The following is a 22042-nucleotide window of genomic DNA, read 5'->3' on the forward strand; positions in this document are numbered from 1 at the left end:
GATCCGTTTTGGCGATCGCAATCGGCCGAACCGGATATAAGTTGAGGTTAGTTAGAATCAAGCTGCATTTTTGTATAATAATTAGTGCATCAAGAAAATTATCAAATTTAACTAACAGTATGATGAACAACACAATCTATCAAACTGTAATTGTAGGTGGCGGCTTTGCTGGACTATTTACAGCTTTGCACTTGAGCCACCAACACTATCCCCGTTCTGTAATTTTGATCGAAAAAGAGGATCGCTTTTGCTTTAAGCCGTTACTTTACGAATATTTTAGCGGCGAAATGGGTGCAGAAGAAGTTTGGCCGCGCTATGACGAATTGCTAAAAGGTAGCGGTGTAATTTTTGTTAAAGATGCCGTTCAATCGATTGATTTACAACAGCGAGAAGTCAAAGTAACATCGGGAGATGCTTACAATTACAGCAATTTAGTTTTGGCTTTAGGTAGCGTTACAGGATATTTTGGAGTTGAGGGAGCTCAAGAGAATGCGTTTCCTCTGCGTACCGGAGAAGATGCGATCGCCATTGACAAACACCTGCGCGACTGCTTGCAACAAGCTCTTCAGATTCAAAGTGCCCAAAAGCGCCGCAAATTCCTGACTGTCACCGTCATAGGTGCTGGAGCTTCCGGGGTGGAAATGGCAGGTACCTTAGGCGATTTACTGCCAAATTGGTATGCTGCAATGGGCGGCAATGCAGAGGAAGTCCGGGTCGTTTTACTCAATCACGGCGAGCAAATCCTGGAGAACGATATTAATAGTCACCTGCGCGAAATTGCGACAAATGCTCTGCAAAAACGCACAGTACCAGTAGAATTTATTATGGAGGCAAAAGCGACAGCTATTCGCCCCAACGAAGTAGAATATCAGCGCCACGGACAGGCGAAAACTTTATCAACAGGTACAGTGATTTGGACGACAGGAACTAACATTAATTCGCTAATTAAAGGTTTAGCAATTTCTGATGAATCGCGAGACAAACACGGTCGCCCTTTCGTGAACCCTACACTGCAACTGCTAGATTTTCCTGAAGTTTTTGCAGGGGGAGATTGTGCAGCAGTGCAAGGCAATTCCTTACCTCCCACCGCTCAAGTTGCTTATCAGCAGGGAGCTGCAATCGCTCACAATTTGAATGCTCTGGCTTTGGGAAATGAGCTAAAACCTGCGGAAGTTAACCTGCGGGGAACACTTCTAAAACTTGGGATAGAAGAAAGTGTCGCTAACATTTACAATAGCTTTGAAGTAACCGGAGAACTCGGTCACTTAATCCGCCAAGGTAGTTACTTAGAGTTATTGCCCACTCCCGTTCATAATTTAAAAGTAACAGAGGAATGGCTGAAAGATGAAATTTTCGATCGCCACTTGCACCCGATTCATACTGCCGATGTGGTTAAATGGGTTGGCGGTGCGGTAGTGGGCGTTGTAGTCGCCCGAAAATTGATGCAAATGTTAGGAGATAGCAAAGATAATACAGCTAGTTAATGGCTAAAATTTAGCAATCTTTTGAAATAGCTTAGTTTCTGATATCAAATCCTCTCTTCATCGGAATAGTAAATTGACTGTTGACTGTTAACTGTTGACTGTTAACTGTTAACATCATTCCGGTTCAACCGGAATTGATGTCAGTAAAATTGCGTGTCCGTCAGGATCTTTGACGAGGCAACTTTGGCGGGAAAAACTGGAATTATTTCCAAATTGCACGATCTGCGGCGAGATTAACTCAACTTTATTTTGTCGCAACTTTTCCAATAGTCGATCTAGATCGTTAACAATTAGTTGGACTTGCATATGAGCAATATCGCAACTTTTCCAATTCCTCGGTATGGGGCGGCCTTTTGGAGTAACTAAATAGTCTAACAGTTCAATTCCTAAACCGCCTTGAATCGGCCGAAGTGCGGTGATTTTGACTTTAGCTTCTGGCAAATTATCGAGGCGAACTTGGGTTTCGCCTTGGTTGAGGCTGCCTCCCTTAATTTGCATTCCCAGTAAGTCGCGGTAAAAGTGAAGACTTTGTTCTGTGTTGCTAATCGCGATCGCGCTGTGATCGATTCCTAAAAAGCAGCGATCGCTCTTTTGATGCCATTTTTCTTGTCCTTTGTCCTCCGGGAACCAAATTAGCTCTAAATTGTGGCCGTCAATGTCTTTAAATTTAAAAGCTCTCACGCCAGCAGCTTCTTGATTTTCCGGCGGTATTGTTTGGGGTGCAGTGGAGATGGGGACAATGGGAAAAGAGCGCAGGTGTGCAAAGGCGCGATCGATGTCACTGACTACAATTGCCAAATGTTGAAACCACAAGTCGTTACTTTGGGAATCTTTGGGAATGGGTTTTCCCTCAACATTCAGATATTCCATCAACTCAATTTGTTCATCTCCAAGCTGCAAAGTAACAATGCGGATTTTTGCCCCCTCAACACCTTCGAGCTCGCTGTAATTTTGCCCTTCAACCGTAATATCCGAAACAAATTTAAAGGAGAGTGCTTTGGTATAAAACTCCTGGGAGCGATCGGCATTTTTGACCGTCAATCCAATGGCTCTAATTTTCTGCACTTGTAGAAGAGAAGGGTTATTCATAAACTTGGGAGTGCTTTATCTAAATTCTCAGCAGCGCCGAAGATTGCAGCCCGATGCGAAAAAACTTGGGGAAATTTTCCTCATACCTCGCCGCTCGACTCCGCTTGTTTGACCTGAACTTTTAATTATTTGAGACAGCCTAGCATTTTAAACATAACAATAGCAGTACGTCCTTGGAAAGATGCGATCGCCCTGCCGCCTTCCTAGGATTGTAAAAGTTAAAAGCTTGCAGTCCCCAGATTGTCTGGTAGAGAGTGAGTTCTAGTATTTTAAAAAAAGGAGAGATTTGTGGGTATTAGCAGACGCGAATTGTTGAAGGTAACTTCTGCTTCGAGTTTAGTTGCAGCAGGAATGGCAGCTTCAGAAGGTTTTTTTAAACCCCTATACGCTCAAGATGAACCACCCCAAGTATACGCTCGAAGTGAAGCGGCCCGAGCTCAAAGTTTGAGCGGCGAGATGAGTTACAGGACACTGGGAGGCACAGGAGAGCGAGTGTCTGCAATTGGCTTAGGCGGACACCATATCGGACGGCTTCGAGAGGAGCAAGAAAGTATTAAGCTGATTCGCAGTGCGATCGATCGCGGCATCAATTTCATGGACAACTCCTGGGACTATCACAACGGACGCAGCCATCGATGGATGGGGCAAGCGCTCAAGGACGGCTATCGGCAAAAAGTTTTTCTGATGACGAAGCTCGACGGTCGCACCAAGGGCGCTGCTATGATGCAGATTGACGACTCGCTGAAGGCATTGCAGACCGATTACATCGACCTGATGCAGCATCACGAAGTTATTCGCATGGAAGACCCCGATCGCATCTTTGCCCCCGGTGGAGCAATGGAGGCTGTGGTGGAAGCGCAGAAAGCTGGCAAGATTCGATACATCGGGTTTACCGGACACAAAGATCCTTTGGTTCACCTGCGAATGCTGGAACTTGCCGCTCAACACAATTTCCGTTTCGACACGGTACAGATGCCGCTCAACGTGATGGACGGCCATTTCAGAAGTTTTGAGAAACAAGTTTTGCCCGTGCTGGTGCAGAACAAAATCGGCGTATTGGGGATGAAATCGATGGGCGACTCCTACGTTCTTAGAAGCAACACAGTTACGCCGATCGAATGTCTCCACTATGCGATGAATCTGCCGACTTCTGTGGTGATTACTGGGATCGATACCATGCAGCTTCTCGATCAAGCATTTGAGGCAGCCCGCACGTTTAAGCCGATGGATGCAGCACAAGTGGCGGCGATGCTCGATCGCACTCGCTCTGCGGCGGCAAAAGGTCAATACGAACTGTATAAAACCAGCAGTCAATTTGACAGTACCGCCATGAATCCATCCTGGCTGGGATAAGCGCTTTTGTATCGATCTGCAGAGGAAGCATCCAGCGCATCTGTATTTTGCTTTGTACCGTGCGAGCTCTTGACGTTCTCGCACGGTACAAAATACTGGCTCTTCGGGGACGCTAGCCCTGTAAAAAAAATGCTTTTTGCATAGAGTGTCAATAAAATTGAGACTCGGCTATATGTCGGGCGAGCAATGCACAGCTTATACCAAATCCGGGTAACATACCCCCTTTACGATTGAACCGGGAAGATACTTATAGCGCGAAGAGAAGAGGAAAGAGAAGAGTCAGAAGATAAAGGGGATGGCAAACTCGGATTTGGTATTATTGCGTACACTCAATAGACGAATTCTCAAAAGCCAGTAAGCTAGCAGGTAAGATGCCCGATTCACAATTAATAGAATCAGTCTAATGAATAAATTGCAAGTCAGTAGGAAATCTTTCTTCTTCCGGTTCTGGATCGTAAATGTAGTCGCAGTCAAACTGGAAAGCTTGAGAGTGGCGGCTGATCGAAAATCCGCATTGAGTCACCATTTCTGTAGTAAAACTGGCCATGACTAACTCAATGAGTTTTCTGTAAGAAATGTTGGGCTGTTGAACGTAATATGTGCGTCTGGCAAAAAATATTCTCTCATCTTTCGGTACAATTATGCCATTAATTCTGTGGGCGTGTTGAATCGGCTTGATGTAACTTTCAATAAACTGCGACTGACTTTTTTGCAGTCTGGCTAATCTTTCATGTTGCAACCAACTCATTTGAAACACAATTTTAATAAACTCAAAACCCAAAATGTAGTTAAAAACATTATTGCGTTCTTCTGTGCTCAAGACAAAGCGGAGCGCGGATTCTAAATATTGATCGGTTTCTCGGCGCGCTTGTTGAGCTGAGTGGATGTAAAATTGTTTGATGTAGCTTCTCAAATCAGATTCGTTCAATTCTTTTTTGACTTGGAATCTGATTAAATACTCTTTGACTCGGTGGAGAGTATCGACATCTTCAAACATTTTTGAGACTAAGCCGTCGGCTGTATAGTCATCTAAAAATTCTGCTTGCAAGTCTGGAGTAGTGGCGCACAAGATGTAGGAAAGGGACAAAACGTAGCGCCGCTGGTTCCAAGGTAAACTTTCGGCCCAAGCTTTAACTTCTACAGGGAGTTTTTCCAGCACGGTATTTGTGTGGGGGCGTTGAAAAAGGTCGGCATTTTTATCATTTTGTTGAATCATTGCCTGAAACCTTCTGTTAGTAAATTGAGCAGGTAATGTTTCGCAGGCAAGTAGTAGGGTAAGGCAGATGCAGGGAGTTAGAAAATATCATAATTTTTTTGCTCTATGTGATGCTACACGGCCTAAAGAGTGCACCCAGTGATCTGTCTCACATTTTTGCGGACTTACAATCACGACTATGAACTTAATATATCACATTTTAGGGCGTTTGGTATCACACGAAAAACTTATTCACGTCACTGTCGTAACGGCGGGTTTGATTGATGATTGAGAAGAGTGATTCAGAGCTTTTTGTTGGTAATAACTACTGAGGTCAATCATGAATTCGACTACAAGTATTTTTCCTAAAAATCGGTGTCAATACTTAAGTTTTGGCAAGTTTCTCGTCCAACCAGCGCGACGGTGGCTGGATGGCATTGCAGTGGGCGATCGGCAAGTAGCTCGGTGGTTGTGCCAACTTATACCCTCACAGTGTCCTTTTGAGAGAGATATCAAGCTATGGGGACACCATCTTTTCCACATACCCCCGATGTGCAAACTCAATCCGGTATATGAAGAATTAGTGGGGTTGCGTTTTCGCTCTCTCTCGTTTTTGGCTGACGTATGCGGGGAAGATGTAACGCGGTACTGCTGATTGAGGGGTGTTATACCTCGATCGCCCGTCGAGATCGATTGTTTACTGGGTGCATCGCTCTGCTAGTTGCGAGATTCCAAATTTAACTCATTATATTTGATAATATGAGTGAATGCCTCTAGATAGGAGCGGGCATTCATCGTGGCAAATAAGTAAAAAATCAGACAAATTCTTAATTATGCCACATTAGTTCTAGGGTGCGTCACCCGCTCAAAAAATCTTGAAATGCGATCGGCTGTTTCGAGGGTGCCGCGCACCTGATAAGTAGTAAGACACCATTAATTACACAAAACTCTGGGCTACAAGCCTTGTCTAGTAAAGAATCAGCAAAAAATCAGTGTGTAATTAATTCTGTCCAATTACTTACACAGGGTGGAAAACAAAAATTATTGTGTAGCATTAATTTTGACAAATACTAAAATATCAAACGGTAGCATCAAAAAAAATAAGTAAAGAAATAATTTAACAAGCTATTTTTGCTCAAGCAAGTGAATATGTTTAACGCAACTGAACTGCTGATTAATACTTTTGTAAATCGGCTAATTGAAGGCTACCGCCACACCTACGGCGGGTTCAAATCTGACTATGGCGAGATTATTGGTTGGGTAGCCGATATGGCTTTACAAAATATTGCTAATAGCGATGCTCTTTACCACAATGTAGAACATACTATTTTAGTGACATTGGTAGGACAAGAAATTTTGCGAGGCAAGCACATCCGTGAGGGTGGTGTTTGCTGCGAATATTGGCTGCATTTCCACATTGCTTTGCTGTGCCACGATATCGGATACGTCAAGGGCGTTTGCCAGCAAGATAGAACAGATATGGGACTTTATGCGACGGGCATAGGCGACTTTAAATTAACACTACCTCGGGGGGCGACGGATGCGAGTTTGACCCCTTATCATGTCGATCGCGCAAAAATGTTTATTGAAGAGCGTTTTGGAGGTCACAGACTGATTGATGCCGAGGAAGTTAAGCGGAATATTGAGTTAACTCGTTTCCCGGTTCCAGCAGGGGAAGATCATCAAAATACTGCGAATTATCCGGGTTTGCTGCGGGCGGCGGATTTAATCGGTCAGTTGAGCGATCCGCGATATTTGCAAAAGGTTGCTGCGCTGTTTTACGAGTTTGAGGAGACTGGTCAAAATCAGGTGTTGGGATATCGCAATCCGGGGGATTTGCGGGACGGGTATCCTAAGTTTTATTGGAATGTTGTGTATAGGTATGTCAAAGATGCGATCGGCTATTTGGAACTGACGCAGCAGGGGAAGCAAATTGTCGCTAATCTGAATGCAAATGTGTTTCGGGTGGAGCATTCTGAAGTGGAAGTTGAGGAAGTGGCTGTAGTTCGTTGATTCCCGATAGTTGCGAGAAAGCAATCTCAATAAAATGTAGAATTCGCGATCGAATTCAGCAATACTGTTGATATTGCAGCGCCAAATTTTCAATGAGTTCGACCGTGGCGCGAACCCTCGGCATTTCCGCGAGAATTTCGCTCCATTACCACTGTCCGTTAGGATTGAGTTCGATCAAATAAACCGTGTCGTCCTCGTCGCGAATGATGTCGAACGCACCAAAATTCAAACCAAATTCGTCAAGCATTTGATGGAGTTTGTTGAAAAAGTCGATCGGCATTTAAATCGAATATAGAGGCGAGATATTCGGCCCACCCCACAAAAATCTCAAAAAAGAAGATATCCAAAATTTGCGGAAGGGATAAAAAAAGGGGAAAAGTCCGTGAAGCGCAGCTATCGGCCAGGGAATTGCACAACTACCATCAAACTTTGAGGACTGAAGTCCTCAATACAAACCTATAGACGACTCCACCATCTGTCTTTAGACAGATTTTATTCAACCAGTAAATTCCGTATGATGCTGTAAAAGTTAGTCAGATGAGAAGGCTATCTCCGACTCTAGCTCCGAATAACTGACCAATCTTACTAAATCAAAACATATTTCTCATGACACCAGTCACTCCCACTCAAACTTCCTCTCAATACGAAACTACCAAACCCGAAGAAAAAATTGAGTCTCTGGTAGCAGAAGTTCAACCAGAAAGCGAACTCGATTTAGAATTCCTCTACACCAGAGACATTGAATTTCGCCAAGAAACAATTTATTTCATTGTAGTCGATCGCTTTCATGACGGCGATCCAGAAAATAACGAAGGCCCAAATCCCGAACTGTACGATCCCGAAGGTAAAGACTGGGGAAAATATTGGGGCGGCGATTTGCAGGGAATTATCGACAAACTCGATTACTTAAAAGACATGGGTGTTACCGCACTGTGGTTGACTCCTTTATTTGAGCAAGTAGAAGCATTATTTATCGAACAAGCGGCGATTCACGGCTACTGGATTAAAGATTTTAAACGCCTTAATCCTCGGTTTATTGGTAAAGATGAAAATCCATCTCTCAACCAAACTCAAGAAAATCAGGATACCCTATTTGATAAGTTAATTGCTGAATTGCACAAGCGCCAAATGAAGTTTATACTGGATATTGTCTGCAACCACAGCAACCCAGATTTTAGCGGAAAAAAAGGCGAACTTTACGACGATGGTGTAAAAATAGCTGATTTTAATAATGATAAAAATAACTGGTATCACCACTACGGCGAAGTCAAAAATTGGGAAGATGAATGGCAAGTACAAAACTGCGAACTTTCCGGTTTAGCTACTTTTAATGAAAACAATCCCGAATACCGCAACTATATCAAATCAGCAATCAAACAATGGATAGATCGGGGTGTTGATGCTCTGCGAGTCGATACTGTTAAGCATATGCCGATCTGGTTTTGGCAGGAATTTAACGCTGATATTACAACGCACAGACCGGATGTTTTCATCTTTGGCGAGTGGATTTATAGCGATCCGAGAAACGATTTATCTATCGAATTTGCTAACGAGTCGGGAATGAGTATTTTAGATTTCGGTTTGTGCGTGGCAATTCGGGAGGCGCTGGCCCAGGGTGCTGAAAGTGGATTTCATTTAATCCAAGATGTGCTCGATTTAGATAGCCGCTACTACGGGGCTACTGAGTTGATTACTTTTATTGACAACCACGATATGCCCCGGTTTCAATCGCTGAATCCCGATCCAGAAATGCTGAAGTTGGCTGTTAATTTAATTATGACAAATCGCGGGATTCCCTGCATTTATTACGGTACAGAACAGTACCTGCACGACGATACAAATGGTGGCAACGATCCTTACAACCGCCCGATGATGGACAAGTGGGATACTGATTCGCCGATTTACCGAGACATAAGGTTGCTGTCAGGATTGCGGCGGTTGAATCCTGCTATTTCGATGGGCAGTCAGTGGCAAAAATATTTAACTCCTGATGTCTATTGTTACGTGCGGCGCTATCGGGATTCATTAGTATTTGTAGCGATGAATCGAGGTGATTCTGTCACCCTCGAATCTGTTGATACTGAATTGCCTGATGGAGAACATACGGATGTTTTGTCGCGCCGCAAGTTTGAAGTGAAAGATGGGATGTTGCAGGATTTAGAGTTGGGTGCGCGGGAAGTAATTATTTTCAGTCATGTGGGAGAGCGGATTAAGGCAAAAACCATTGTGCGGGCGCAGCTTAACAGCGTTGAAACTCAGCCTGGGGAAAGGGTGGCGGTGATTGGAGATTGTCCTGAATTGGGGAATTGGGATATTAGCAAAGCTTACCCGCTGGAATACATTAATACTAATACTTGGTTTGGGGAGATTCCGTTTGATGAAAGTGCGGGGAAGTTGATTAGTTACAAGTATATTTTGCTGCGGGAAGGAGAGTCGCCGCTGCGAGAAAATCTGGTTTGTCGCCGCTGGGTTTTGGCTAGCGAGGGCACTGTGAAATGGCGCGATAAGTGGGTTAGCGGACGGGAATCTTAATAGTTTGGTGCGGGTTTGTTAAACAATTGTATGGTGTGCAACGCGACCTTACTGATGATTGGCGTGTCAGATTTATGGTGGGGATTGCGCGCCCGGTGACATGATTTGTGTTGCGCTACAAGGACGCTAGGGTTTGATATCATGTCCGATCGATTTACCGATATAAAATTGGTTCGTAGTGCAGTTGAGTCCGCAATCCCAGCGCGTATGCAAGTCCCCGTTTGTTTGAGGGCTGGCGCAGGCGGCGAACAAATCAATTTTGTCGGCTAAACCGAAGAGTTTTAGGGCGACTCGGCCGCGCAGCCGATCGATATTGTGGAAATATACAACAATTTTGGGGCGATCTGGTTTAGCGCCGCACAGCACCACCACTGGAATGCCAATGTCCTCGCCCGTACAAAATATCACGTCGCCGCTGCTGACTTGCTCGGATAATTTGCGCGCGGCGGCCCAATGTTCGGGTTTAGAAGAAATTTTCGATCGCAGTTTGTCGAGGGAGGATATCGCTTCGCCGTCGGCAGCGTGGACTGTGGCATTTAAGCGGTCTCTCAGAGCCCGCAGGACGTGTCTGGGGCATTTTCGGAGTTGGGATAGAGCTCAATGCCATCGAGGTCTATTTTGCGCCCTAACGCCCAATGATATTTCAAAATATTCTCCTTATAATGCTGGTGCTGGCAGGAATTAACTTAACCTCAGAAGATTCTATCCTAGGAGATTGCGAGGAGAATCCTGTCTGGGGCTGGTACAGCAACTGCCCGATCGCCCTCGCAAACGGGGTTGCAAGGACACCCGCGATCAAATCCTGTACGAGTCAAAAACAGTGACAAGCGAATTTCAAAGGTGGTACCCGCCACGTACTCGATCCGTGGAATCAATCCGTCGAATCAATCGGGAGTATCTAAAATCTCAAATCCTCAAGCTCCCGAATTTATCCGTGGAATCAATCCAAAATCTAAAATCTAAAATCTAAAATCGAATGACAGAGGTCGATCGATCGATTCAAATGAACTAAGATTTTATCCTGAAAGTTAGCTAAAACATTTATTTTAAACCTCATGTATATTTCTCCAGAACAAGACCAAAAAATTCGCTACACCATGCGCCAGTGCGGTCAGGAAGCTTACAAGCTGGCGGCGCAACCTTTTGAAGTGTGCCAGAAAGGCCCGGACGACTACGTGACGAGTATCGATCGCTACTTAGACGGACAATTATCGGCAGCATTTAACGCTTTGTTTCCTGAAGACGGCACGATCGCAGAGGAAAACATCGCCTCCAGAGCAGCTTACTCGGCCAATTACTCGCGGCTGTGGTGCATCGATCCGATCGACGGGACGGAGGGATTTATTCAGGGAAAACAGCACTACGCCGTGATGGTGGGACTGCTGGTTGAGGCCGAACCAGTGGCCGGGTGGATCTATGCCCCGGCTTTTGACAAAATGTATTTTGGAGGCAAAGATTGGGGATTGTTCCAAAGTGTCGGAGTCGAAGCGCCGCAGCCGATCGCCCCGTGCCAGCCGGAGGCTCCGACACCAGAAAACTGTAAAATTATTCTCGGAGACAAAGACCAAAAAAACTACGGCGGGGCGATCGCCCAAAGCATCCCCGGTGCCGAATTTTACTCGCTCGGCAGTTTTGGCTTAAAAGTGATGGAAGTCATACAAGGTCGAGCCGGTTTGTACCTGTATTTCAACGGCAGAGTTAAAGTGTGGGATACCGCCGGCCCCCTGGCTCTAGCAAAAGCCGCCGGATTGGTTTGTTGCGACTTGCAAGGTCAACCGCTGAGGTGGACTAAAGACGCGATCGATCCTGAGTCCCTGGCTCACACACAGTCGATCGCGATCGGCTGGCCGGACTACATAGAATCTCTGTTGGGCAAAGTTCAAAAGGCACTGACACTTTTGTAAACCCGTTTAAAATTAAAGAATCTGCCAATTTTAAGTGAAGCGCGCCTCTGTACCCTTATCATCAATTAGATAAGCTGCCAGAAGCAAGTTTCACTGTGTCTGAGATGTCGGTCTCGTTCACTTTGTGTCAATCTTATCGTAGCAGCAACAAATTGTTGGTTTTCTCTAACAGCGATCGTTCCCTAGCTGTTCGCTGTGGCTCAATCATATTTCCCACCTCCCGCGAGTTTGCATGAAGACAGAAGCTTTCAGTGAGCTGTTCCCCCTATTTAAGGGTGCTAACCCAGAAACCTTGGGAGGGCTGCTATCCAATGCCGTCAAACATGAGTATCCCCCAGGCCGAGCTGTAGTCATGGAGGATTCTTGGGGCAACGCTATTTACTTTGTCGTGTCCGGCTGGGTAAAAGTCCGGCGACTCTCAAACGATCGAGCTGTATCGATGGCTATTTTAGGACGGGGTGCTTTCTTCGGCGAAATGGCGATTCTTGACGAATCTCCGCGATCGAATGACGTACTTGCTCTATCGCCCGTGCGGCTGATCAGCGTCACGGCCCAGCGATTTATCCAAACCCTGTTTAAAGATCCGCAACTGCACCACCGGATGCTGCAATTGATGGTGCGGCGGCTCCGCCAAACCAATCTGCGCTCTCAACTCCGCAACCGCCAACCAGCGGTTAAACTAGCAAATACTATAGTCGAGCTGGCAGAAAACTACGGTCAAAAAACTGCTGAAGGCAAAGATATCTTTAACATCCCCTATCAAGACTTAGCTGATGTGACAGATATCACCTTAGATGAAACCAGCAAAATTATGGAAAAACTCGATAGTAAAGGCTGGCTCAAAGTCGATCCAGAGCGCCAAACTATCCATTTGATCAACCTCAAGCACTTGATTAATTTGGCAAGTCAATGACTGATGTTACTTCTTTGGATATCTCCTCCGCTGCCGGCAAGTCGATCGCGCAGCGAACAGCACCGACAATTCAATATTGGGTGGCGATGCCCAATCCCGAATCCCACCTGTTTGAAGTGACTTTGCGCGTGCAAGGTTGGTCGCAGCCGGTGCTGGATTTGAAAATGCCTGTCTGGACTCCCGGTTCTTACTTGATTCGAGAGTACGCCCGCCACCTGCAAGATTTTCGAGCGCGATCCTCTTCGGAGTCTTCACTAACGGGCGATTCCCTACGAGATAGCTCTGCTTCACGAAATTTACCTTGGCGCAAGCAAAGCAAAAATCATTGGCAAATCGAGACAAATTCAGTGTCAGATGTCACGGTTTGCTACCGGATTTTTGCCAACGAACTGACAGTGCGAACCAATCATTTAGACTCGACTCACGGTTATTTCAATCCAGCAGCTTTGTGCTTTTTCTTGCCCGGTTTTGAACACAACTCCTACATCGTGACCGCTATACCGCCGCAACCCCAATGGCGCACAGTGACTACTTTGCCTCCTGTTTCCGGCCAGGATATGACTTTTGCTGCTGCCGATTTTGATACCCTGGCCGACAGTCCTTTTGAGATTGGTTGTCACGAAGCTTACGATTTTGAAGTGATGGGAAAAACCCACCAGCTAGTGGTTTGGGGGAAAGGCAATTTAGAATTGGATCGGGCGATTAAAGATATCAAGAAAGTCATTGAAGTTGAGGCCGAAATGTTCGGCGGTTTGCCTTACGAACGGTATGTGTTTTTGCTGCATTTGTCCGGCTCCGGTTTTGGTGGCTTGGAACACAAGGAAAGCTGCACTCTCAACTATCCGCGTTTTGGTTTTCGGGCTAAGGAAAAATACGAGCGCTTTATTCAATTGGTGGCTCACGAGTTTTTTCACCTCTGGAATGTCAAGCGAATTAGACCGAAAGCTCTTGAAGTATTTGACTATGAACAAGAAAATTATACTCCTTCTTTATGGTTTTCTGAAGGCACGACCAGTTATTACGATTTGGTGATTCCTTTTCGTTCTGGTCTCTACAATGTGAAAGGTTTTTTCCAAAATTTAGCGAAGGAAATTACTCGCTTGGAGACGACTCCGGGGCGGAAGGTGCAGCCGGCAAGCGAATCGAGCTGGGATGCTTGGATTAAACTTTATCGCAGAGATGCTAACAGCGACAATTCGCAGATTTCCTATTATTTGAAAGGGGAACTTGTTTCGTTTTTGCTCGATTTGTTGATTCGAGCCAAGCACGGTAACGCCCGATCGCTCGATGATGTGATGCGTTTGATGTGGCAGCAGTTTGGTAAGGGTGGTTCTGCTGAAAATGAAGATTTTGACCTGAAGCCGCCAACAGAGGCCGAGCCGGGGCAGATAACATCAAACGGACGGTTAAATTCTGATGCGCGATCGATAGAAATCGGCTTTACTCCCGAACAGTTGCAAAGGGCGATCGAGTCCGTCGCCGATATGGATTTGAGCGACTTTTTTGCGCGGTATGTAGACGGCACAGAAGAGCTGCCTTACAACAAATATCTCGAACCTTTCGGGCTGCAAATTTCGGTAGATGAAACCAACCAAATTCCTCGCACCGGTTGGACGCTGGGATCGGAAAACGGGCGGGAAATGATTAAATTTGTCGAAGCAGAATCTCCGGCGCAGTTGGCCGGAATTGACGCTGGGGACGAGTTACTGGCGATCGCAGGTTTTCGGGTAGCAAACGCAGAACAAGCGGGCGAAAGGCTAAAAGATTACCAGCCTGGTGACACCTTAGAGGTGACAGTGTTTCACCAAGACGAACTGCGGACTTGTTCTGTTACTCTCGCCCGGCCGCGCCCCGGTCGTTACTCGATCGTACCGGTGGAAAAGCCCACTGCTATTCAGAAACAAAACTTTACTGGATGGCTGGGAGTTCCTCTATCAAAATTGTGACATCATAGTTAGTAGTCAGTTGTTATTTGGCAGTTGGCAGTTAGCAGTTGGCAGTTGGCAGTTGGGCGTTGCCATTAGCTAATAACAAATAACAACTAACAAATAACAACTAACTAATAACAAATTACCAATTTAAATTATGCAAACCCCACCACCTCCATCAATTACGCCCCGCCAAATGAACCTGCTGAGAATAGTTGCTTCAATGGCCTGGGCTGACGGCGAACTCGCCACAGCAGAAGTTAATTTAATGCTCGATCGCTTTTGCAGTTTGTTTGCTACGGATGCCGACCGAGAACCAATGCAACAGGAACTCCGGGATTATATCATGCAAAATATCCCCCTTGACGAGTTGATTTTTCAACTAGAAACTCAAGCAGAAAAGGAATTAGTTTTGCAACTAGGCTATCAAGTCATTGCTTCTAGTTCTCGCACTCCCGACGAACCAAAAATTAACGCAGAAGAAGCTGCCGCTTATCAAAAATTAGTGCAGTTGCTGAATCTTCCAGAGGATGCGGTGAAACGTATTGAAGCCGAAGCATCAGCGGCAGATAATTCCGAGGGAATTGTAGAGAAGATGGCTCAGAAATTAGAAGATTTCATCAAAGGCTAGATCGACGAAACCATCGGCGGTTGAAACCGCGCCAGCAGTCAAAATTGCGTGCACTTGCCTGCAGGTTCGCAAAAATAATGGAATTTCAACCGTCCAGTCTTTTTCAACCCGCTATCGCAGGATTTTGTTTGTATAAACCTGGTTTAAATAGGTAGTCTTTTAATCTTTTTATCTCGGTAATTTGTCTCTGTTTTTTGTATTCAGCATGGTGCACTCTAGAATTAGAAACCAATATACTGACAGGAATCAAAAATTATGCTGCCAGCTTTAAGGATTTCTGACTATGACTTGCAAGAACTTATCCATCAAGGAACTAACACGGTTATTTATCGGGCGGTGTCGCTGATAAACGGACAGCCTGCCATCCTCAAAGTTTTAAATACAGAATATCCTACCCTAGAACAAATAACTCGCTTAAAACACGAATATCAGATCGCCGCGGATCTCGATTGCCAGTATACCGTCAAAGTCGATCGCCTAGAAACTCACCCGAATTGCTTGGTATTAGTCTTAGAAGATTTTGGAGGCATCTCCCTCGAACAGTGGATAGCAAGGGCCCAGAATGCAGCCAGCAGCACAAATGTTACCGCAGCAGCAACGGCACCTTACCAATTGCCGATCGCCCAATTCTTAAACATCACCATCCAATTAGCAAAAGCTTTAGTATTCCTGCATCAAAATCAAATTATTCATAAAGACATCAAGCCAGCTAATATTATAATTAACCCCGAAACAATGCAAGTAAAAATTGCAGATTTCAGCATTGCTTCGCGGTTAAATAAAGAAACCCCGCACTTAAAAAATCCCGATCGCCTAGAAGGAACCCTCGCCTATATGTCGCCGGAACAAACCGGGCGGATGAATCGCGCTGTAGACTACCGCAGCGACTTCTACTCTCTAGGTGTCACCTTTTACGAATTGCTGACAGGAAAATTGCCATTTGACAGCAAAGATCCGCTGGAATTAGTCCACTGTCACATTGCCAAACAACCAATTCCCCTTCAACAATTAAATCCGCAAATTCCCCCAGTTTTGACCCAAATTGCGGAAAAACTGATGGCAAAAAATGCCGAAGACAGGTATCAAACAGCAACCGGATTGTTAGCAGATTTAGAACGCTGCCAAAATCAAGTCGAGGAGTCAGGGAAAATTTCTAATTTTATTCCCGGACAACTAGATGCCATGAGTCAGTTGTTAATTCCGCAAAAACTTTACGGGCGAGAAAAACAAATAGCACAATTATTGCAAGCCTTCGATCGCGCCAGCAAAGGCAGCGGTGAAATTGTCTTGGTAGGTGGCTATTCCGGGATTGGCAAATCAGCATTAGTTCACGAAATTCTGCGTAATTTAACCAGGCAGCGCGGATACTTGGTTTCGGGCAAATTTGACCAATTCAAGCGCAATGTTCCCTATGCTTGTTTCAATCAAGCCCTGCGGAATTTGGTGCAGCAGATTTTGACTGAAAGCCAAGCAAAGATTAAATTGTGGCGAGAAAAACTGCTGCAAGTTTTGGATGCGAATGCTCGAATTGCGATCGAAGCCATCCCCGAATTAAAGTTAATTTTAGGCCCGCAACCAGACGTACCACAACTCGGGGCGATCGAATCTCAAAACCGCTTCAACCGAGTGATGCAGCAGTTACTTCAAGCAATTGCTACCGCCGAACATCCCTTAGTAATGTTTCTCGACGACTGCCAGTGGATAGATGCTGCAACAGTCAATTTATATCAACAAAATGGCCTCGAAAAAATCCCTTACTTGCTAGTAATTGTGGCTTATCGGGATAACGAAGTCAGCCCGACGCATCCATTGATGCTAGCGAATGAAGCAATTCGAGCTGCAGGCATTCCGATAACAGCTATTACTTTAGAACCGCTAGCAATTGACAGCGCAATTCAACTAATTGCTGAAACTTTGAGATGTGCTGCTGAAACAGCGAGTCCGCTGGCGAATTTCCTCGTGCAAAAAACTGACGGAAATCCATTTTTTCTCAAACAATTGGTGAAATATTTGTATCAAAAAGGCTGGTTGAGATTTGACCCGCAGGCTGCCCAGTGGCAGTGGGACATTAAATATATTGAAGGGCAGGATATTTCGGAAAACATTGTTGATTTGATGGTAAACAAAATTCAAACTTTGTCAACTGCAACCCAGCGAATTTTGCAATTGGCTGCTTGTATAGATAATCAGTTTAGTTTGGATGTGCTGTCGGTGGCTAGCGGACAAATTTGGACTCAAACAGCGCAGGATTTGTGGGAAGCGTTGCAGATGGGCTTGATTTTACCTGTAGGTAATAGCTATCGAATTCCGCAAGTATTTGAGCCGGAAGAGTTGAATAAGTTGGGGGAAACGGCCGGAGATGTGTGCTACAAATTTATGCACGATCGCGTTCAACAAGCTGCTTATGCTATGATTCCTGACGTACAGAAAGAACCTGTTCATTTGGCGATCGGGCGTTTGTTGCTGCACAGAAGTACCGCAGCCCAACGGGAAGAACGAATTTTTGATATTGTCAATCATTTGAATTTTGCTGGCGGGTTGATTTGCGAGTTAAACGAAAAGTATGAATTAGCTGAGTTAAATTTGCAGGCTGGCAAAACTGCGAAAGCTGCTTCTGCGTTTGAAACGGCGCTGAGTTTTTTCCAGTCGGGCTGCAACTGTTTGCCGGCCCAAAGCTGGGAAGATAATTATGTGTTAACTTGGGCGCTGTATTTTGAATTGGGCGAAGCTGAATATTTGAATGGGAAAAATGACGAAGCTTTGGCAATTCTAGACTTTATTTTGCCTCATACTCAGACATTGTTAGAACGGTGTCGGATTAATGAGTTGAAAATGACTTGTCTGCGGATGAAAAATGATTTGCCTGCGGCTTATCAGTTAGGTATCGAAACGCTACAATTGTTGGGAATTGAGTTTGAAGCTGACCCGGATGATGGGTATTTGCTGCGGGAGTTGGCAAAGACGAAGGAGATGATTGGGGGTTCGATCGCCAATTTAGCAGATTTACCAACACTCACCGATCCCCTGCAACTCGCCGCCCACCGGATTTTGAAAGAACTTTACCCCATTGCTTACTTTACCAGTCCCAACGCTCAATTTTTGTGCGCGATCGAGTTGGTGCAGGCGACAATCGAACACGGAAATTGCCGGATTTCCGCCTTTGGCTACATTGTGTATGCCTTTACTTTGATTGTTAAATATGGCGAAATTGAGGCTGGTTTGGCAGCAGGAGAACTGGGTTTAACTCTCTACGAACGCTGGGATACTAAAGAGTTAAGTGCTTATATTTTCTTGCTGTGGGGGGCTTGTTTGCACTACATCAAACATATTGATGAGTCCAAGGTTTTTGTCCTCAAAGCTTTTAATAGCGGTTTAGAGACAGGTGCTTATCAGTGGTCGGGATATGCTGCGATTAATTGTCTTTGGTTCAGCTTTTACGGCAATGACTCGCTGCAAAAAACCACCGCAGTTGTTGAGGAATTTTTACCTGTTTTGCAAAAAATTGACCGCAATATGCTAGCATTTTTCATGCTCAATAAATCGGCAATTGCTCGGCTTACTCGTGCTTCCGAGAGTGTAGAAAACCCCCTAACTTTCATCGACGAAGAGTCGCTATTAGAATTTGCTGAAGCCTCGGCAGATTTGATGACTTATTTTATGGTTTATCTCTACAGACTAACCGTGGCGAATTGGTTTGGGGAGGTCGATCGAGCATTAGAATATGCCAATATGGGTGTTAAATTTTTGGCAGGTGCTGCGGGCGTTTTTCTGAGTCCGGTTTTTTGCTTCCACCGGGCTATAGCCCTTGCTGCTGCTTGTACAAATGCCAGCGAGGGCGATCGCCAACTATACCTAGAACAGCTTAACATTTGCCTGGAAGAACTTCGAGAGTTTGCGAAAAACTGCCCTGCAAATTACCAGCACAAATATTTAGCCATCCGGGCGGAAGCGGGGCGGTTGTCGGGACAAAAGTATGAGGCGGCAGAATGCTACGATAGTGCGATCGCCCTCGCAATAGAAAACGGCTTCATTCAAGATGCAGCGCTGATTAATGAATTAGCTGCCCGATTTTATTTATCCCAAAATCGGCTGATTTTCGTCAAAAATTATCTCAGCAATGCCAGAGTTTGCTACATCCAGTGGGGCGCAACAGCGAAAGTCCGCCAACTCGAACAATACTATGGGAATTTATTTCCTGAAACTGTCGAGTCGCGGATCGGTGCAACTGTAACTACGAGTACATCTAGTCATGCTAATCTCTTGGATTTAGCAACGGTAATCAAATCCTCTGGGGCAATTTATAGTGAAATTGTTTTAGAAAAGTTGTTAAAAAAACTGCTGCAAATCATCTTAGAAAATGCTGGCGCACAGAAAGGCTGTATTATTTTAGAAAGAGACGGGCAACTGTTTGTTGAAGTCTCGGATACTAACCTGCATGACTCAGCAACCTTTCAGGAGTCAATGCTGCTTGAAAACAGTTTAGATGTTCCTATTTCTCTAGTCAAGTATGTTGGGATAACTCAGCAACCACTGGTATTGAGCGATGCAAGTCAAGAAACAATTTACCCAGCGGATAGTTACATTCAAAATTGCCAACCAAAATCGATTTTATGCGCGCCTATTTTGTATCAAAGTAAGTTGATTGGCATTGTGTATTTAGAGAATAATCTGGCAACAGGAGCATTTACGCGCGATCGGCTGGAACTGTTGCAGTTATTAACGGCACAAGCGGCGATCGCCATTGAAAACGCCCGTATCTACGCCAGGGAACAACACAAATCCCGCGAGTTGGCTGAATCTCTCGAAAGCCTGCAACAGTCCCAAGTCGAACTTATCCAAAAAGAACAGGAGTACCGCAGCATATTTGAGGCAGTAGTAGACGGACTTTCGCTGATAGATTTGGAGACTGGTAAAGTCATTGCAGTTAACCCCGCATTCTGTCAAATATTTGGCTATTCTGAGCAAGAGTTTTTGCAGTTAAATCCGCCAGATTATATTCTTCCAGAGTATGTGAATTCATTCGTCGAATTCCAACAAACTGTCAGCCGAGGCGAAGAATTTACCTGTCAAGCTATCATACGGAGAAAAGACGGTACGCTGTGCGATATTGAGCTAAAAGGAAACTTTTTAGAATACGGTGGCAAACCCCACGGCTTGGTAATTAATCGGGATATTAGCGATCGCAAGCGCGCCGAAAAAGCTCTGCAAACATCGGAAGATCAATTGAGACAAAAAGCTGAAGATTTAGAAGCAACACTCGTTAAATTGCAACAAGCTCAAGCACAATTAATTCAAACAGAAAAAATCTCGCAACTCGGACAACTCGTGGCTGGAGTGGCGCACGAAGTGAACAATCCCGTCAGCTTTATTTCTGGCAATTTGCATCATGCCAAAGAATATGTTAGCGATTTAATAAATTTACTCCAAATTTATCAAGACAACTTTCCCGAGCCAGGGCCACAAGTTTTAGATGAAATAGAAGCGATTGAATTAGAATATTTAGTAGAAGATTTGCCGAAGATGATTGACTCGATGAGATTGGGAACGGATCGTATTGGCGACATCATGCAATCTTTGCGAAATTATTCGCGTAGCGATGGGATTGAGAAAAAACCGGCCAATCTTCATGAAGGAATTGATACCACATTAATGATTTTAGCACATCGGTTGAAAGCATCTGGCGATCGCCCTGCCATTAAAATAATCAAAAATTACGAGGAATTGCCTCAAATAGAATGCTATCCGGGACAACTAAATCAGGTATTTATGAATTTGCTAGCCAACGCGATCGATGCTCTGGAAGAATCTAATGTTGGTAAAACCTACAAAGAAATTGAGAGGAACCCCAATACGATTACAATTTCGACCTCTATTGCCAACTTTGGCGAAAAACTTATCGATCCTACCGTAAAGATTCGGATAGCTGACAATGGAATTGGGATGTCAGAAAACATCAAAGTAAAATTGTTTACGCCATTTTTTACAACCAAAGTAGAAGGTAAAGGAACCGGATTTGGACTGCCAATTTGTCACGATATAGTCACCAAAAAACACGGGGGAACGTTAGAATGTTGTTCGTGGCCGGGAAGGGGAACAGAATTTGCGATCGCCATTCCGGTACACAGCATTCCTATCAAGGATAATTAGGGCATTCGGCAAAGCTCGGACTCGGCGATTGACATCAATTCCGGTTGCACCGTCAGGTGATTGTTGACTGTTGATTGTTGACTCGATTTTATGATTCCGATGCAACCGGAAACGATATGACATCGATACTATACAAAAAAAGTCCGCCTGCGCGGACTAAGAAATAAAGTGAATTCAACCAGTCATTAGTGCGGTAACTTGCTGAGGGCGTGCCAAGTTCTGTAGCCGACAATTCCATCTTGTGGTAAAGCCTTGCTAATTTGCAATTGTCGCACTGCTACATCTGTCATTGTCCCGAAGAATCCGTCAATGGAACCGAAATAGTATCCATTAATTTTGAGGACATTCTGAACAATTTTTACAGCATTACCAGAACTGCCTTTCATCAGGATGGGCATATTCACAGGTGCGCCAGAGTATAGTGCTTCCCAAGTCAGGGAACCGACAACCCCATCTTCCTTTAAGAAAACGCGGTGTTGATAGGCTTTGACTGCTTGTTGAACTTGCACGCCGAAGATACCGTCAATCGGGCCGAAATAATATGCCCAATGATATAGAAGCTGTTGTAGTTCCTTGACAGCTTGACCTGTTGAACCCATTTGTAAAGTGGGTTTGTTGACTCTAGTGGTTTCAGCAAATGCAAGATTTGATTGAGCTGTAGTATCGGCCACGAGAGCCATAGTTTCATTGTTAGTGCTTCTTTCTTCGGTATACATAATGTGATTCCTTTCCAGATTTAAGTTTTGGTCTTTGATATTTCAGGTATAACTGTTAGGTTTTATGATTGCACAGTCACTTTTTCAAGCGTCACTTTTTCAAGCGAGACTCGTTTGAGTGTCACTCGTTTGAGTGT

15 protein-coding genes are annotated in these 22042 nt (G+C 44.8%); 11 read left to right on the plus strand and 4 right to left on the minus strand.

What is annotated here, in order from left to right:
* Window positions 1–119: 119 nt before the first annotated feature.
* Window positions 120–1484 (plus strand): NAD(P)/FAD-dependent oxidoreductase, encoded by a 1365-nt coding sequence (locus QT998_RS06840; protein WP_333088878.1) that lies wholly within the window; start codon window positions 120–122, stop codon window positions 1482–1484.
* A 114-nt stretch (window positions 1485–1598) separates the two neighbouring features.
* On the opposite strand, the gene QT998_RS06845 is transcribed toward QT998_RS06840, so the two are convergent.
* Window positions 1599–2573, minus strand: coding sequence for a VOC family protein (locus QT998_RS06845; RefSeq protein ID WP_333088875.1), 975 nt, complete (start codon window positions 2571–2573; stop codon window positions 1599–1601).
* Window positions 2574–2861: 288 nt separating this feature from the next.
* Here QT998_RS06845 and QT998_RS06850 point away from each other — a divergent pair, with 288 nt between their 5' ends.
* Window positions 2862–3926, plus strand: a complete 1065-nt coding sequence (locus QT998_RS06850; RefSeq protein ID WP_333088874.1) for an aldo/keto reductase — start codon at window positions 2862–2864, stop codon at window positions 3924–3926.
* Window positions 3927–4326: 400 nt separating this feature from the next.
* On the opposite strand, the gene QT998_RS06855 is transcribed toward QT998_RS06850, so the two are convergent.
* Window positions 4327–5142, minus strand: a complete 816-nt coding sequence (locus QT998_RS06855) for a cobyrinic acid a,c-diamide synthase (protein ID WP_194010787.1) — start codon at window positions 5140–5142, stop codon at window positions 4327–4329.
* A gap of 319 nt (window positions 5143–5461) precedes the next feature.
* Between QT998_RS06855 and QT998_RS06860 the strand changes: the two genes are divergently transcribed.
* From QT998_RS06860 to QT998_RS06870, 3 genes are all read left to right on the plus strand, one after another.
* Window positions 5462–5776, plus strand: coding sequence for a Mo-dependent nitrogenase C-terminal domain-containing protein (locus QT998_RS06860; protein WP_333088871.1), 315 nt, complete (start codon window positions 5462–5464; stop codon window positions 5774–5776).
* Window positions 5777–6270: 494 nt separating this feature from the next.
* Window positions 6271–7134, plus strand: coding sequence for an Npun_R2479 family HD domain-containing metalloprotein (locus QT998_RS06865; protein ID WP_333088870.1), 864 nt, complete (start codon window positions 6271–6273; stop codon window positions 7132–7134).
* Between the two features lie 606 nt (window positions 7135–7740).
* Window positions 7741–9666 carry an alpha-amylase family glycosyl hydrolase gene (locus QT998_RS06870; RefSeq protein WP_333114819.1) on the plus strand — a complete coding sequence of 642 codons (1926 nt, stop codon included), beginning with the start codon at window positions 7741–7743 and terminating at the stop codon, window positions 9664–9666.
* 126 nt (window positions 9667–9792) lie between these two features.
* Here QT998_RS06870 and QT998_RS06875 read toward each other — a convergent pair whose 3' ends face one another.
* A complete protein-coding gene (locus tag QT998_RS06875) occupies window positions 9793–10074 on the minus strand; it encodes a hypothetical protein (RefSeq protein WP_333088866.1) in 282 nt (93 codons plus the stop codon).
* On the opposite strand from QT998_RS06875, the gene QT998_RS06880 reads away from it, so the two are divergent.
* From QT998_RS06880 to QT998_RS06905, 6 genes are all read left to right on the plus strand, one after another.
* A complete protein-coding gene (locus tag QT998_RS06880) occupies window positions 10049–10351 on the plus strand; it encodes a hypothetical protein (protein ID WP_333114821.1) in 303 nt (100 codons plus the stop codon). The genes QT998_RS06875 and QT998_RS06880 overlap by 26 nt on opposite strands.
* A 370-nt stretch (window positions 10352–10721) precedes the next feature.
* Window positions 10722–11570, plus strand: a complete 849-nt coding sequence (locus tag QT998_RS06885; protein ID WP_333114823.1) for a 3'(2'),5'-bisphosphate nucleotidase CysQ family protein — start codon at window positions 10722–10724, stop codon at window positions 11568–11570.
* A 232-nt stretch (window positions 11571–11802) separates the two neighbouring features.
* Window positions 11803–12483, plus strand: coding sequence for a Crp/Fnr family transcriptional regulator (locus QT998_RS06890; RefSeq protein WP_194065996.1), 681 nt, complete (start codon window positions 11803–11805; stop codon window positions 12481–12483).
* Complete coding sequence (locus tag QT998_RS06895) at window positions 12480–14429, plus strand: M61 family metallopeptidase (RefSeq protein WP_333114825.1); 1950 nt, start codon at window positions 12480–12482, stop codon at window positions 14427–14429. The genes QT998_RS06890 and QT998_RS06895 overlap by 4 nt, the downstream gene beginning before the upstream one ends.
* 139 nt (window positions 14430–14568) lie before the next feature.
* Complete coding sequence (locus QT998_RS06900; protein WP_333088861.1) at window positions 14569–15042, plus strand: tellurite resistance TerB family protein; 474 nt, start codon at window positions 14569–14571, stop codon at window positions 15040–15042.
* Window positions 15043–15297: 255 nt separating this feature from the next.
* Window positions 15298–21189 (plus strand): ATP-binding sensor histidine kinase, encoded by a 5892-nt coding sequence (locus QT998_RS06905; protein WP_333114826.1) that lies wholly within the window; start codon window positions 15298–15300, stop codon window positions 21187–21189.
* Between the two features lie 185 nt (window positions 21190–21374).
* Here the strand turns inward: QT998_RS06905 and QT998_RS06910 are convergent, their stop codons facing one another.
* Entirely contained in the window at window positions 21375–21905 is a 531-nt protein-coding gene (locus tag QT998_RS06910) for a peptidoglycan-binding domain-containing protein (protein WP_333114827.1), read from the minus strand.
* Window positions 21906–22042 lie beyond the last annotated feature (137 nt).

Origin of the sequence: Microcoleus sp. S1D4 (assembly GCF_036700765.1) — a bacterium.
In the GTDB taxonomy this organism is placed as follows: domain Bacteria; phylum Cyanobacteriota; class Cyanobacteriia; order Cyanobacteriales; family Microcoleaceae; genus Microcoleus.

Bases quoted from the DNA above. Each gene is read 5' to 3' on its own strand.
- QT998_RS06905 (WP_333114826.1), top strand. From the start codon at position 15,298: ATGCTGCCAGCTTTAAGGATTTCTGACTATGACTTGCAAGAACTTATC.
- QT998_RS06895 (WP_333114825.1), top strand. From the start codon at position 12,480: ATGACTGATGTTACTTCTTTGGATATCTCCTCCGCTGCCGGCAAGTCG.
- QT998_RS06840 (WP_333088878.1), top strand. From the start codon at position 120: ATGATGAACAACACAATCTATCAAACTGTAATTGTAGGTGGCGGCTTT.
- QT998_RS06890 (WP_194065996.1), top strand. From the start codon at position 11,803: ATGAAGACAGAAGCTTTCAGTGAGCTGTTCCCCCTATTTAAGGGTGCT.
- QT998_RS06845 (WP_333088875.1), bottom strand. From the start codon at position 2,573: ATGAATAACCCTTCTCTTCTACAAGTGCAGAAAATTAGAGCCATTGGA.
- QT998_RS06900 (WP_333088861.1), top strand. From the start codon at position 14,569: ATGCAAACCCCACCACCTCCATCAATTACGCCCCGCCAAATGAACCTG.
- QT998_RS06855 (WP_194010787.1), bottom strand. From the start codon at position 5,142: ATGATTCAACAAAATGATAAAAATGCCGACCTTTTTCAACGCCCCCAC.
- QT998_RS06870 (WP_333114819.1), top strand. From the start codon at position 7,741: ATGACACCAGTCACTCCCACTCAAACTTCCTCTCAATACGAAACTACC.
- QT998_RS06880 (WP_333114821.1), top strand. From the start codon at position 10,049: ATGTCCTCGCCCGTACAAAATATCACGTCGCCGCTGCTGACTTGCTCG.
- QT998_RS06910 (WP_333114827.1), bottom strand. From the start codon at position 21,905: ATGTATACCGAAGAAAGAAGCACTAACAATGAAACTATGGCTCTCGTG.
- QT998_RS06865 (WP_333088870.1), top strand. From the start codon at position 6,271: ATGTTTAACGCAACTGAACTGCTGATTAATACTTTTGTAAATCGGCTA.
- QT998_RS06860 (WP_333088871.1), top strand. From the start codon at position 5,462: ATGAATTCGACTACAAGTATTTTTCCTAAAAATCGGTGTCAATACTTA.
- QT998_RS06885 (WP_333114823.1), top strand. From the start codon at position 10,722: ATGTATATTTCTCCAGAACAAGACCAAAAAATTCGCTACACCATGCGC.